The sequence below is a fragment of the Ruegeria sp. YTSA135 genome (assembly GCF_059610165.1).
In genome coordinates this window covers 110,395-123,566 of the sequence record NZ_JBXWNC010000001.1, presented here as the reverse complement: position 1 = coordinate 123,566, position 13,172 = coordinate 110,395, and the positions used below count along the sequence as shown (strand labels likewise).

At 56.0% G+C, this 13,172-nt stretch carries 12 protein-coding genes and 1 tRNA gene; 6 read left to right on the top strand and 7 right to left on the bottom strand.

All coding sequences use genetic code 11. The annotated features are described in order from the left end of the window. The first annotated feature begins 80 nt into the window (after window positions 1-80). Window positions 81-776, top strand: coding sequence for a lipid-binding SYLF domain-containing protein (locus tag AC2FIT_RS00585; RefSeq protein ID WP_496825667.1), 696 nt, complete (start codon window positions 81-83; stop codon window positions 774-776). Here AC2FIT_RS00585 and AC2FIT_RS00580 read toward each other — a convergent pair whose 3' ends face one another. Continuing rightward, window positions 777-1,730, bottom strand: coding sequence for a radical SAM protein (locus tag AC2FIT_RS00580; RefSeq protein ID WP_496825665.1), 954 nt, complete (start codon window positions 1,728-1,730; stop codon window positions 777-779). It lies immediately after the preceding gene. 164 nt (window positions 1,731-1,894) lie between these two features. Between AC2FIT_RS00580 and zwf the strand changes: the two genes are divergently transcribed. From zwf to AC2FIT_RS00560, 4 genes are all read left to right on the top strand, one after another. Beyond that, complete coding sequence (gene zwf / locus AC2FIT_RS00575) at window positions 1,895-3,349, top strand: glucose-6-phosphate dehydrogenase (protein WP_496825663.1); 1,455 nt, start codon at window positions 1,895-1,897, stop codon at window positions 3,347-3,349. Then, a complete protein-coding gene (gene pgl / locus AC2FIT_RS00570; RefSeq protein WP_496825661.1) occupies window positions 3,346-4,017 on the top strand; it encodes a 6-phosphogluconolactonase in 672 nt (223 codons plus the stop codon). Before zwf ends, pgl begins: the two co-directional genes overlap by 4 nt. 5 nt (window positions 4,018-4,022) lie before the next feature. Then, window positions 4,023-5,633: a glucose-6-phosphate isomerase gene (gene pgi / locus AC2FIT_RS00565; protein ID WP_496825659.1), complete on the top strand. Its 1,611-nt coding sequence runs from the start codon at window positions 4,023-4,025 to the stop codon at window positions 5,631-5,633. A gap of 137 nt (window positions 5,634-5,770) precedes the next feature. Next, the gene (locus AC2FIT_RS00560) at window positions 5,771-7,390 is read left to right on the top strand and encodes a long-chain-fatty-acid--CoA ligase (protein WP_496825657.1); all 1,620 of its coding nucleotides are present in this window, start codon (window positions 5,771-5,773) and stop codon (window positions 7,388-7,390) included. A gap of 17 nt (window positions 7,391-7,407) precedes the next feature. Here the strand turns inward: AC2FIT_RS00560 and AC2FIT_RS00555 are convergent. Both AC2FIT_RS00555 and AC2FIT_RS00550 read right to left on the bottom strand, forming a co-directional pair. After that, a tRNA-Asn gene (locus AC2FIT_RS00555) sits at window positions 7,408-7,482 on the bottom strand. Window positions 7,483-7,627: 145 nt separating this feature from the next. Then, window positions 7,628-7,990: a winged helix-turn-helix transcriptional regulator gene (locus AC2FIT_RS00550; RefSeq protein WP_496825655.1), complete on the bottom strand. Its 363-nt coding sequence runs from the start codon at window positions 7,988-7,990 to the stop codon at window positions 7,628-7,630. Between the two features lie 66 nt (window positions 7,991-8,056). On the opposite strand from AC2FIT_RS00550, the gene AC2FIT_RS00545 reads away from it, so the two are divergent. After that, window positions 8,057-8,977: an SMP-30/gluconolactonase/LRE family protein gene (locus AC2FIT_RS00545; protein ID WP_496825653.1), complete on the top strand. Its 921-nt coding sequence runs from the start codon at window positions 8,057-8,059 to the stop codon at window positions 8,975-8,977. Between the two features lie 140 nt (window positions 8,978-9,117). Here AC2FIT_RS00545 and choV read toward each other — a convergent pair whose 3' ends face one another. From choV to AC2FIT_RS00525, 4 genes are all read right to left on the bottom strand, one after another. Continuing rightward, the gene (gene choV, locus AC2FIT_RS00540; RefSeq protein ID WP_496825651.1) at window positions 9,118-10,170 is read right to left on the bottom strand and encodes a choline ABC transporter ATP-binding protein; all 1,053 of its coding nucleotides are present in this window, start codon (window positions 10,168-10,170) and stop codon (window positions 9,118-9,120) included. After that, a complete protein-coding gene (gene choW / locus AC2FIT_RS00535; protein WP_496825649.1) occupies window positions 10,167-11,003 on the bottom strand; it encodes a choline ABC transporter permease subunit in 837 nt (278 codons plus the stop codon). Before choW ends, choV begins: the two co-directional genes overlap by 4 nt. Window positions 11,004-11,068: 65 nt before the next feature. Next, window positions 11,069-11,992 carry a choline ABC transporter substrate-binding protein gene (gene choX, locus AC2FIT_RS00530; RefSeq protein WP_496825647.1) on the bottom strand — a complete coding sequence of 308 codons (924 nt, stop codon included), beginning with the start codon at window positions 11,990-11,992 and terminating at the stop codon, window positions 11,069-11,071. Window positions 11,993-12,324: 332 nt separating this feature from the next. Next, entirely contained in the window at window positions 12,325-13,011 is a 687-nt protein-coding gene (locus tag AC2FIT_RS00525; protein ID WP_496825646.1) for a DUF6629 family protein, read from the bottom strand. Between the last annotated feature and the right edge of the window lie 161 nt (window positions 13,012-13,172).

Genomic DNA, 13,172 nt, shown 5'->3' with positions numbered 1-13,172 from the left:
AGTAGAAATTGAGATGCTGTCAAAACTTGTTTTTGGGTTAAAGTGACAATCAGATAAGTGGTTACGCGAGGCTTCGCTTTATGCTCCGATATCTGTTCCTAGCTGCTGCCCTTTTCATCACCGGGCCTGTTTTCGCCCAAGGCGTTCTGGATAAAATCAAAAAGGGTGCCGAGGGCACGGCTGACGCGATTGGGCGTGGGGCTGAGGCCGTAGGAGGCACGCTTGAAAAAGGCGCCAACGCGGTTGATGAAACAGTCAGTTCCACGGCCGATCTGGTGACAAACGAAGCCACTCCGGAAGAAACCCGCGTCAAGCTGGACCTTATGGCCGACGAGGTTCTGTTTCAATTGTTGGCTGAAAATCCCGAGGCCGACAGCCTGTTTGCCATCAGCGCAGGGCATGCAGTTTTCGACTCGCGCAAAGTGACGGTATTTCCGGTTTCGGCCGGGTATGGACGAGGGGTTGCAGTCTCGAACGAGACTGGGGAGCGCATTTATATGAATATGGGAACGGGTGGTGTTGGCGCAGCCATGGGTATCGGCGGGTTCGAGAGTAAGTTCGTGATCATGTTCGAAACGCAGGCCGATTTTCAGAGATTCATTGAACACGGATATGACGCCACAGCCGGAACCGATGCGATGCATGGCGAGGACCGGACGAGTGAGACAGTCCGCTTTACCGACGGACGGTCATTCTTTGTGTTGGGCAAGAAAGGCTGGCGCGTATCAGCCGCAGCATCAGGCACGAAGTTTTGGAAATCGCCCGAGTTGAACTGATCAGCCCGAGCAGCTTGCACCACCCAGAACGCAGAACTTGGCGCAATGCGGATGGTTGAGATGTACGTCGGCCTCAGACTCGGCCAGAGTATGTCCCATCTCGAACTCGGGCGCATAGGGCAGTAGGGTGCAAGCCAGAACCGCAGGTCTGTTTGCACCTTTGCGCTTTACCACCATGCGGGCGCTGGCACACATGAGCGCATCAGGTGACTTGTTCAGAATACCCCAGCACGCGGTCGTGATTTCGGGAACTTCGACGGTTCCGTCCATCTCGGGGAACAGAACGGTCTCGCTCGGGTTCTGCGCATCAATACTAAAATCGTGCTCAGCAAAGAAGGCAGCGTAGCCGTTTCGGCTCTCTGCGTCACTCTCACCCCACACGGTCCTGCCAGCAACGGCCATGTTGAACCCGTTGTCGCGCAGCCATTTCATGCCGGTCAGGGTCTTGGCAAAGCTGCCTTTGCCCCGTTCTTCATCATGCAATTCATGGCGGTAGTGGTCGACTGAAATCCGCAAGGTCAACTTGTCACCATAGTCACGTTGCAATTCAAGCAGGCCATCGCGCATTTTTTGGCGCATCATTGGCTGCATTGCGTTGGTCAGGATCAACACGTCGTAACCGCGTTCTAACGCCGCGCGGGTCATGTCGATCATTTCGGGATTCATAAACGGCTCACCCCCAGTGAAGCCGATTTCGCGCACAGGCCAGTTGCGGGCTTTGATCTGCTCCAGATAGTCTCGCACCTCGTCTGCCGAGATATAGACCAGCGCGTCATTGGTCGGACTGCTTTCGATATAGCAGTTGACGCATTGGATATTGCACAACGTGCCCGTATTGAACCAAAGCGTTTCTGGATTGCGCAGTGGAACGGACGCCCGCGCTTGCCCGTCAGCTGTTACTAATTTGTTCTGAAACTTGCCGATATTGGCAGCCTGAGGGGCGTTGTCTTTCATTCCAGTATCCGGTTCTTTGAAGGCTATCAATCGACTTAGCGCTTTGGGGTGGGTTAGTTAAGGGCATCAGACCGCATCTGACAGAGTTTTGAAGATCGGAAAAAAGTTCAAAAATGATTGCGCTAACATTAGACATGACAGCAGGGGTAAGGTAGGGAAAACACATGGTTTCTCGTGTCATACCTGTGGACCCGTTTGATTTGGTCATCTTTGGCAGTACCGGCGATCTTGCACAGCGCAAGATTCTTCCGGCACTTTTCCGGCGGTTTTGCGCGGGTCAATGGCCCGATGATGCACAGATTATCGGTGCGGCCCGGGCTGGGTATACTCCCGATGCGTTCCGCGAAGTTGTTGCCGAGTCATTGCGCAGCCATGCGCCAGCACAGTCGCGGAACGCCGACGCGCTGAATACCTTCATTCAACGGGTCGACTATGTTCCGCTGGATGCACTTTCGGACACCGCTTGGGATAGGCTGGCGGCCAAGCTTACCGATGACCGGGTAAGGGCCTTTTACTTCTCGGTGGGGCCGCAACTGTTTGGCCAGTTGGCCGAACGGATCAAGCATCACGATTTGGCGACGCCGAAAACACGGATCGTCGTCGAAAAGCCATTCGGTCACGACTTGGAAAGCGCGAGGGCGCTGAACGCGACTCTGGCCGCGCATTTCGTTGAAGGGCAGATCTACCGGATCGATCATTATCTGGGCAAGGAAACGGTTCAGAACTTGATGGCGGTTCGTTTTGGCAACATGCTGTTCGAACCGCTCTGGAACAGCCAGTATGTTGATCACATCCAGATTACGGTTGCCGAGGCCGTCGGTATAGACGGGCGCGAGGAGTATTATGATCGTGCGGGGGCCATGCGCGACATGATGCAAAACCACCTGATGCAGCTTCTTTGCCTGATTGCAATGGAGCCTCCGGCGAAATTCGATCCCGATGCAGTGCGCGACGAAAAGCTCAAGGTTATCCGCGCGCTTGATCCGGTTGAACCGCACCACATCGTACGCGGCCAGTTTGAGGCGGGGCCGGGCGTGGCGGGCTATCGGGATACCGTAGGCAACCCGCGCTCGACCACGGAAAGCTATGTGGCCCTGCGCGCCCATGTCAGCAACTGGCGTTGGGCCGGGACACCATTCTACTTGCGCACAGGTAAGCGACTGATCGAACGGTCCTCGGTCATCAACGTGATGTTCAAAGACGCTCCGCATTCGATTTTTGGCGCTGATGCCGGGCGACATGCCAATGTGTTGTCCATCCGGCTGCAACCAAACGAAGGCATTACGTTGAAGGTAACGATCAAGGAACCGGGTCCGGGCGGGATGCGTTTGGTCGATGTGCCGTTGGATATGAGTTTTGCCGAGGCACTGGGCCCGGAAAACCAAGACCCGCCTGACGCTTACGAGCGGCTGGTGATGGATGTCATCCGCGGCAACCAGACGCTGTTCATGCGCGGGGATGAGGTCGAGGCCGCATGGGCTTGGACCGACCCGATTATTGCAGGCTGGCAGGCGCGTGGGGACGTTCCCAAACCTTATGAAAGTGGCAGCACAGGCCCGGGCGACGCCGAGCTGCTGATGAAACGAGACGGTCGCCGCTGGCAAGGGATTAATCCATGAAACTACAAGAATACGCTGACCGGGATATGCTGGCCATCGACGTTGCGAACGTTCTGGCGGGCAATCTGGAATCCGCCTTGCTGAATCACGAATTGGTATCACTGGCCGTTCCGGGTGGTACAACGCCCGGTCCGATCTTCGATGTGCTCTGCGCAGCAGACCTTGAATGGGACAGGGTGCGGGTTTTACCAACGGACGAAAGATGTGTACCGGGCGATCACGAACGCTCGAACGAACGTCTGATCCGCGAGCGGTTGCTGACCAACCGGGCCTCTGTGGCGCAGTATATCCCCCTTTACGTGCCGGGTAAGGACCCCGAGGATGTGTTGCCTGAACTCGAAAGCCTGATCGCTCCGATCAGGCCGTTGTCCGTGCTGGTTCTGGGGATGGGTGAAGACATGCACACCGCGTCCCTGTTCCCCGGAATGGCGGGGCTTGAGGCCGCGTTAGACGGCAACGCGCCCCCTCTGGCCGTCGCACGGACCGAAGTTCAGCCCGAGGCTCGGATCACCCTGACAGCGCCCGTGTTGGATGGTGCGTTATCGAAACACCTGATCATATTCGGTGCCGCGAAACGGGATGCGTTGGATCGCGCCATGTCACTGCCACCGGAAGAGGCTCCAATCGCCGCAGTTCTCAGCGGCATGACAGTTCACTGGGCGGAGTAGGCGTTATGCAACTGGACACCCTCATCTCGCTGGCTTCTGCAAGCAAAGAGCGGACAATCCTTGATCTGTTCGCCAAAGACGTGAACCGGGCCGAGACGTTTTCAGCGTCCACCGGTGATCTGCTGTTTGACTATTCCAAAACACAGATCGACAAAAAAATTCGGGAGGCCCTGATCGACCTTTGCGAGGCGGCTAACCTCGGTGACCGGCGCGAAGCCATGTTTGCGGGCGTGAAGATCAATGAAACCGAGGGGCGCGCGGTTCTGCACACGGCATTGCGTAACCTGGACGGTGGGCCAATCGAGGTCGATGGGCTTGATGTCATGCCAGACGTTTTGGACACGCTGCAAAGGATGCGCGTGTTCGCCGAAGAGGTGCGCGGTGGCGCAGTTTCCGGGGCAGGGGGCAGCTTTACCGATGTTGTGAATATCGGCATCGGCGGCTCGGACCTTGGCCCCGTGATGGCAACCCACGCGCTGGCCCCGTATCACGATGGTCCACAGGTGCATTATGTGTCAAACGTGGACGGGGCGCATATTGCCGATACGTTGCGGCAGCTTGATCCGACGCGGACGCTGGTGATTGTGGCGTCCAAAACCTTTACCACGATCGAAACCATGACCAACGCCCGAACGGCGCGCGCATGGATGGAAGACGGCGGAGGTGATCCGGGCATGCAGTTCGCTGCCGTGTCCAGCGCCGTGGACAAGACCAAAGCCTTTGGTATCCCAGACGAGCGTGTATTTGGCTTTGCTGATTGGGTCGGTGGACGATACTCGGTCTGGGGACCGGTTGGATTGCCGGTGATGATCGCGGTTGGATCGAACGCCTTCGACGCTTTCCTGCGTGGCGGGCAGGCGATGGACGTCCATTTTCGCGCCGCCGATTGGGCAGAGAACATGCCGGTGATGCTGGCTTTGGTTGGTATTTGGCACCGTCAGGTTCTTGGCCATACCAGCCGCGCTGTCTTGCCCTATGATCAACGTTTGCTGCGGCTACCGGCGTATTTTCAACAGCTTGAAATGGAGTCTAACGGTAAGTCTGTCGCGATGGACGGAAGCTCATTAACCATTGCCTCTGGCCCCGTTGTTTGGGGGGAACCCGGCACCAACGGCCAGCACGCTTTTTATCAATTGATCCATCAGGGCACGGACGTGATCCCTTGCGAGTTCATGGTGGCCGCACGGGGGCATGAACCGGAACTGACCCACCACCATCGCTTGTTATTGGCCAATTGTCTGGCGCAGTCCGAGGCGCTGATGCGGGGTCGCTCACTGGACGAAGCGCGTCAGCGCATGGCGGAAAACGGGCTGACTGGTGCAGAGTTGGATCGGCAGGCCCGTCATCGTGTTTTCCCGGGCAACCGACCGTCTTCAACCCTGATCTTCCCAAAGCTGACCCCATTCGTACTTGGTCAGATCATCGCCCTGTACGAACATCGCGTTTTTGTTGAAGGCGTCTTGCTTGGGATCAACTCGTTCGATCAGTGGGGTGTCGAATTGGGCAAAGAGCTTGCGACCTCGTTAGGTCCAATCGTGGATGGTGAAGAAACCGCTAGCGGCAAGGATGGATCGACCGCGGCTTTGGTCGCCTACGCACTACGCCACCGGGGCTAAGCTGTCGATGGTAACAAGATTGCGCACGGGGAAAGCCCAAATCTCTTATTGTCAGACAATTAAATGATTGGCAGGGTTCCAACTTAGAAAAAGCAAAACACCCGATGCGCGTCGGGAGTAAAAAATGGAGAAGGCCCATGCTGGGACAGATGATGACGCAGCCCTTGCTGATCTCGTCACTGATTGACCACGCCGAACGCTATCATGGTCAGACCGAGATATTTTCAGTCGAGACCGATGGCACGGTGACTGATAACAGTTGGGCCCAGATTGCAGGAAACGCGCGGAAGCTTGCATCTGTACTGGCCGCGCTGGGGCTGGAGCCGCAGGCGCGGGTCGGGACGCTGGCCTGGAATAACCGACGGCATCTTGAGATTTACTACGGAACGTCCGGGGCTGGATTTGTTTGCCACACGATCAATCCGCGGCTGTTCCCCGAGCAATTGAACTATATCATCAATCACGCGCAAGATCGGGTTCTGTTCTTTGACGCGACCTTTATCCCATTGGTTGCGTCCCTGCATGAGCATTTGCCGGATGTGCAGCATTTCGTTCTTATGGGGCCAAGAAACGAGGATGCAATCGCTCAGATTCCCGATGTGAAGTTCTATGACGATCTGATTGCAACCGGCGATGCAGGATACCAGTGGCCTAGCTTTGATGAGAACATAGCGTCCAGCCTTTGTTACACCTCAGGTACGACTGGGCACCCGAAAGGTGTTCTTTACTCACACCGCTCAACAGTGCTGCACAGCTTTGGATCGAACACGCGCGACGTCGTTGGCTACTCGGCCATGGATGTAGTCATGCCAGTGGTTCCGATGTTTCACGTAAACGCGTGGGGGTCGCCCTATGCCTGTGCGATGTCGGGGTCGCGCATGGTTCTGCCGGGGCCGGATCTGCACGGTGAAGCACTGGTAAATCTGATCGACAAATTTGGCGTAACCTTGGCGCTGGGGGTGCCGACAATCTGGCAAGGACTGCTGTCATATGCTGCACAATCCGGCAGCAAACTGGTCAGCCTTGAACGGACGGTGATCGGTGGGGCCGCATGCCCGCCTTCGATGATCGAAACCTTTCGTGAAGCCTATGGCGTCGACACTATTCACGCCTGGGGTATGAGCGAGATGAGCCCGTTGGGTACTGCAAATCACCCACTGGCCAAGCACCGCCAACTGCCGCCTGAACAACAGCACAAAGTTAGGCAAAGCCAGGGGCGACCGTGCTATGGCGTCGAATTGAAGATCGTTGACGATGATGGGAATGATTTGCCACATGACGGCAAGACCCAAGGCGATCTTATGGTGCGCGGGCACTGGGTCTTGGACAGCTACTTCCAGATGCAGGATGAAGACTTGCTTCGGGATGGGTGGTTTGCAACGGGTGATGTCGCAACGCTTGACCCTGACGGGTACATGACAATCCGCGACAGGTCCAAGGACATCATCAAATCAGGCGGAGAGTGGATTAGCTCGGTCGAGTTAGAGAACATCGCTGTCGCGCACCCCCAACTCGCGACAGCGGCGGTTGTGGGCGTTCCCCACCCAAAATGGGACGAGCGCCCGCTGTTGGTGGCCGTCAAAGCCGAAGGCGAGGATCCAACCGAAGAGGATGTGTTGTCGTTTTACGACGGCAAGATCGCCAAGTGGCAAGTGCCGGATAAAGTTGTGTTCGTGGACGCCCTGCCACTGAATGCTACGGGAAAGGTTCTAAAGCGAAAACTTCGCACGGAATTCGAAAACGCCTTGGCGGATTGATCGGGGAAAGTTGGAAATGGCTCCGGCGGTAGGGATCGAACCTACGACCAATTGATTAACAGTCAACTGCTCTACCGCTGAGCTACGCCGGAACGGTTCGCGCCGTATAGCAACCCGTTTCTGCGCCGTCCAGTGGGTGCAAAAGATTTTTAGTCGAAAAACGCTAACGCGCTCAACTAAGTGCTGGTCACGGATGCACTTGTGCACCGAATGGATAGGCCAACTCGCTGCGCAAGGTTAAGATGCTGACCTGCTTTGGTCGTCCGGCGCGGTCAAGTGCTTTGCCCATTCCTTGCTGAAATCGCCCAGAGGGCGGAGGTGCGCGTAAAGACGATAGCCCAAATCCGTTGCCGCGTATCCGGCGTCTACCCGATGCACGAAACCTGCTGCCTGCAGTTCCTTGAGGCGTGTGTTCAAAGCCGCGGGTGAGATTGTTTCGCATTCCTCTTGCAGCCTTCTGAACGTGCATGGTCCGATTTCGCTCAGGGTCCAAATCACACCCATGGCCCAATGCCGTCCAATGAGATCGAACAACGCCATAATGGGCGCACCGCTTTTTGATCCCCGCACGGGCTGCCCTGGGATTGGTATCTTGGTCACTTGCTATACTTTCTATAGTGATTTAGCTTGCTACAAAATATGTAGCAAGCTGGAATGGCGTTTCCAATGACGAAGACAGAAAACTACGAAATCCGCGATAAAAGGTTTGCACGCAGCATCAAGTTGGATGAGCCAATCGAACAAATCTGGACGGGCGGTAAGTGGACCGAGGGGCCCGTTTATTCCCCGGCGTTCCGGTTCCTTATCTGGAGCGACATCCCAAATGATCGAAGGCTTCGTTGGGATGAACTGACAGAGGCTGTTGCAGACATCCGCTCGGGCCTTGGATGCTATACCAACGGGTCCACGCTCGACCGCCAAGGACGGATCGTCGCGTGCGAGCATGGAACGCGAAGTGTTACTCGGATTGAGCATGACGGTTCTGTCACGACTTTGGCCAGCCACTTTGAGGGAAAGCGGTTCAACAGCCCGAATGACGTGGTTGTGCGGTCTGACGATACGATCTGGTTCAGTGATCCGGCATATGGAATCGAATCGGACTACGAAGGCTTTCAAGCTGAATCTGAGCTCGACGGTGAGCATGTTTATCGCTTGGACCCTGCAACCGGTGACATCACAAAGGTGACAAGTGACTTTGCCTGTCCCAACGGCCTTGCCTTCTCGCTAGACGAACAGACGCTCTATATCGCAGACAGCGGTGGCACCCGCTATCCCAGCGGAGAACACCATATCCGGGCATTCTCCGTCGGCGCTGACGGAACTCTTTCAGGCGGGGGCATATTTGCGGAATGCGAAGCAGGCGTCTTTGACGGGTTCCGGATCGATACCCAGGATCGCATCTGGACGAGCGCAAAAGATGGCGTTCATTGCTATCACCCTGATGGGACGCTGCTGGGCAAGATATTCATCCCCGAAGAGGTCTCAAACGTCTGTTTTGGTGGGCCGAAGCGCAACCGATTGTTCCTTACTGCATCGACAAGCGTCTATTCCGTACTTCTGCCTACCACTGGAGCATTGCTGTTTTGATGACCGGGGCTGTAGCGGTGAGAGTCTGAGCTGGTTGCGCTGTTCGCTTGGGTCGAGGCGCAAGAAAGGGTCATCAACTGCAACGATGTGGACGTTGTCGATCCTATGTCGTTCGCCGCCGGGATGGACAGCCAAGAACGTCAACTGTCCGAGGTCTTTGCCGCGCCGCTGGGATCGACGAGCCTTGCGATCAGAGCGCTTTGTGTGATTTGTCCGACCAAAGCACCGTCCTGCGTAACCCCGATCGTCGCGTCGTTATTGGCAAGCACATCCATCAGGTCCACGATGGCGGTATCTTCGGGCACTGTTTCCGTTAGCTCACCGGATGCGGGCTCCATGACGTCCGCAGCCGACAATACGCCAAGCGGGTTCATATGCGCCACGAAGTCGGCGACGTAATCATTGACCGGTTGGGTGAAAATCTCGCGCGGTGTCCCGCATTGCACAATCCGCCCGCCTTCCATGATCGCGATGCGGTTGCCGATCTTGAAGGCTTCGTCGAGGTCGTGGCTGACGAAAATGATCGTCCTGCGGATGCGCGCCTGAAGCTCAAGAAGTTCGTCCTGAAGCTTGGTGCGGATGAGGGGATCAAGGGCCGAGAACGGTTCGTCCATGAGAAGGATGGGGGCTTCGGTCGCGAAGGCGCGCGCCAGTCCCACGCGCTGTTGCATTCCGCCTGACAATTCGCCGACACGACGGTCCGCCCAATCGGACAGCCCGACGAGCTCAAGCTGTTTCTTCACCCTCTCGTTACGTTCCGCCTTTGGCAGTTTTGCCAGTTCCGGGCCAAGTCCGACATTCTCTGACACGCTGCGCCAGGGCAAGAGGCCGAATTGCTGAAAAACCATCGATACGCATTCACGACGCACCTTTCTTAGGTCCTCAGCCCCGGCAGATGTGACGTTGCAACTCCACTCTCCATCGTGGACCGTGACCGAGCCGCGCACGACCGGGTTCAGCGCGTTCACCGCGCGCAGAAGCGTCGATTTGCCCGAACCTGAAAGACCCATGAGTACCAGAATCTCACCCGTTTTGACCTCGAGTGAGCAATTGTGAACCCCGAGGATTTGCCCGGTTTCTTTCTGTATGTCGGGACGCTCTCGGCCTTCATCCATCAAAGGTAACGCGGCTTTGGGGTTATCACCGAAGACGATGGAAACATTGTCGAATATGACAGCGGGCTGTTGGGTCATTTCTTGCGCTCCACTCGCAGCATCCGGTCGAGAATGATTGCGACAACGACGATGACAAAGCCGCTTTCGAACCCGAGAGCCGTGTTGACTTGGTTCAGGGCACGCACCACAGGCACACCCAAACCGTCCGCCCCGACAAGCGCCGCGATCACGACCATTGAAAGTGACAACATGATTGTCTGATTAAGCCCCGCCATTATCTGCGGAAAGGCATATGGAAGCTCGACCTTCCAGAGTATCTGCCGCCCGGTCGCTCCGAAGGCTTGCGCGGCCTCAAGCAGTGCCTTGGGCGTTGCGGATACCCCAAGATAGGTCAGCCTGATCGGCGCCGGTACGACAAAGATGACCGTCGCCAGAAGGCCCGGCACCATCCCGATGCCAAAAAATACGATTGCCGGGATCAGGTAGACAAAAGTCGGCAGGGTTTGCATCAGATCCAGAACCGGACGCATGAAGGAATAAAGCTTTGGTCGGTGTGCGGCCGCGATGCCAATTGGTACGCCAACGGCCATACATACGATACAGGCGGACAGAACCAGCGTAAGGCTTTCGGTCGTTTCCTCCCAATACCCTTGGTTGAGGATGAACAGAAAGCCTATTGCCACCAGCACGCAGGTTTTCCAGTTGCGCTGCAATAGCCAAGTGAACAGGGCAAAGACGCCGACAATGATTAGTGGGTGGGGGGTTTGCAACACCCAAAGGATGCTGTCGATCAACGCGTCCATCAGGTCCGACAACGTGTCGAAGAACCACGCCAGATTGATTTGCATCCAGTCAAAAATGTCTCTTGCCCAAATGCCGATCGGAATCTTGTTTTCGGTCAGCCAATCCATGCCGCCCCCCTATATTGGCCGACCTCAACAGAGCCGGGGTTTCCCGGCTCATTGTCGTCTCTTTTTTAGTTTTCAAGCGCCGATTTGACCGCCATCATCGCGTCACCGCCATCTTTCGTGGTGACGCCATCCAGCCAGCCATCAAGCACGCCTGTGTTAGCCGCAAGCCAGGTTTTTGCTGCATTGCCGGGTTCTAGACCGTCATCAAGGATTGCGCCCATGATCTCGTTTTCCATGGCAAGGGTAAATTCCAGGTTTTCCAGCAGCTTGCCGACATTCGGGCATTCGCTGACATAGCCTGCGGAGGTGTTGGTGAAAACGGTCGCACCACCAAGGTTCGGGCCAAACCAGTCATCGCCACCCTCAAGATAGGTCAACTGGAAGTTGGCGTTCATCGGGTGAGGCTCCCAGCCGAGGAAAACAACCGGCTCGTTTCGCCGATCCGCACGTGCGACCTGCGCCAGCATACCCTGTTCCGAGCTTTCAGCGACTTCAAAGCCACTGAGGCCGAATGCATCGTTATCGATCATTTCCTGAATAAGACGGTTGCCGTCATTGCCAGGCTCGATGCCATAAATCTTGCCTTCCAAAGCATCCTGGTGTGTAGCGATGTCTGCGAAGTTGCCGATCCCCAGGTCTGCTGCGGCTTGGTTCACCGCAAGTGTGTATTTGGCCCCTTCGAGGTTTGCGCGCACCGTGTCCACGGTTCCCGCTTTGCGGTAGGGTGCGATATCGCCTTCCATCGTCGGCATCCAGTTGCCTAAAAAGACGTCGATATCGCCATCGGCAAGCGATGTGTAGGTCACCGGCACGGATAGGATCTTGATATCCGTTTCATAGCCAAGCGCCTGCAGAACCGTTGTCGTTGCTGCAGTTGTCGCGGTGATGTCCGTCCATCCCACATCCGAGAATGTAACGGTATCGCAGTCCGCCCAGGCCGCGCCTGCACAAACGGCAATGACTGTACTTAGTAGCGTTGATTTTCTCACTTGAGCCTCCCAGTATTATTTTTCACGCTCAGTAAATGCGTCATTGTATTGTTACGCAAGCAGAAAGCCTGTCAGCGGGAAGATGGCCCGGCTGTCCAGACCAAAATCGCTTCCAAGTGGCAGTGCCTTGTAACTTTGGGACCCCAGTTAGCGGTTCAAACCTGGAAAGCCAACCGCTGTAATACGAGAAACACAAAACCCCGCCGTCCTGAAATTAACCTGAAACCCCGGAGTTCGGTAAGCCGCCCTCTGAAATGCAGCGGACGGTCGTGTCACGAACGCGCGCAGAGACACTCGGGCATTCGTGCAGGTCGATTCAACGCGGTAATTTTTCAGATTTCGTTGGGTCTGCGCGCTGGAACGCTGTTGGACGCCTCCCGTACAATAATAAGCACATAGCACGAGAGGATGGCTGCGGCGAAACACCAGATTGATGTGAAGGCGTAATGCGCGACCAAAAAGCCACCAACGACTGAGAGAGTGATTAGTAACCCGAATACTCTAACAGCACTGATCGAAGACAGTAGAATGGGGGCGCAAACGATGATTGCATAGACTCCGCGGATGAGCGTTCGATGCACGACGTTATCCCACATCAGCGGCGAGCTGTAGTGAATCGAGTGTTTTACGATATGGATTGGAAGCGGCTCATCCAGAAACAGAAGGGGGGCGAACAACAAAGCCCCAAGCAAGGCGCCCAATAGGGAAAAAATAAGAAAAATGCGTTTCAGATGCCGCTTTGGTTCGACAGAATATGCGGACAGGGGAACCCAGAAGGGCCAAAAGAAGTAGGCAAAGAAAAGGAAGCCGATGGCAAACCAATGTGTAGTCTCAGGTGCGCCCTGTCCAAGACTAAGCCAAAGCCCGCCTTCCAAAGCTTGCTGAACCCCAAAAAACAACGGGAAAACGGCAAAGCCCAAGTATTTGCGGTTACATCGGATGGCGGTTGTCAAAGTGACTGCGGCGACTGGCATCAAAACGGCTGCTGTCGCAAAACTTGCAGAGGCTGAAAAGCACACAGGTCTGTCTCTCCCTTCTCCAACCGCTCATTTCCGGCCGCTGCGGGGGTCTCTTGGTCGCGAACTCTGTCTTCGCGGTTGATCCCTGAACGCCAATAGCGACCGGTTCAACCTTGCCCGAGGGATCAGGCCAGAGAACACGGTACGTCCCGAAACGTCCC

What these genes read in the sequence shown, in the direction of transcription:
- AC2FIT_RS00585 (WP_496825667.1), top strand. Translation starts at nt 81, where the DNA reads ATGCTCCGATATCTGTTCCTAGCTGCTGCCCTTTTCATCACCGGGCCT.
- AC2FIT_RS00580 (WP_496825665.1), bottom strand. Translation starts at nt 1,730, where the DNA reads ATGAAAGACAACGCCCCTCAGGCTGCCAATATCGGCAAGTTTCAGAAC.
- zwf (WP_496825663.1), top strand. Translation starts at nt 1,895, where the DNA reads ATGGTTTCTCGTGTCATACCTGTGGACCCGTTTGATTTGGTCATCTTT.
- pgl (WP_496825661.1), top strand. Translation starts at nt 3,346, where the DNA reads ATGAAACTACAAGAATACGCTGACCGGGATATGCTGGCCATCGACGTT.
- pgi (WP_496825659.1), top strand. Translation starts at nt 4,023, where the DNA reads ATGCAACTGGACACCCTCATCTCGCTGGCTTCTGCAAGCAAAGAGCGG.
- AC2FIT_RS00560 (WP_496825657.1), top strand. Translation starts at nt 5,771, where the DNA reads ATGCTGGGACAGATGATGACGCAGCCCTTGCTGATCTCGTCACTGATT.
- AC2FIT_RS00545 (WP_496825653.1), top strand. Translation starts at nt 8,057, where the DNA reads ATGACGAAGACAGAAAACTACGAAATCCGCGATAAAAGGTTTGCACGC.
- choV (WP_496825651.1), bottom strand. Translation starts at nt 10,170, where the DNA reads ATGACCCAACAGCCCGCTGTCATATTCGACAATGTTTCCATCGTCTTC.
- choW (WP_496825649.1), bottom strand. Translation starts at nt 11,003, where the DNA reads ATGGATTGGCTGACCGAAAACAAGATTCCGATCGGCATTTGGGCAAGA.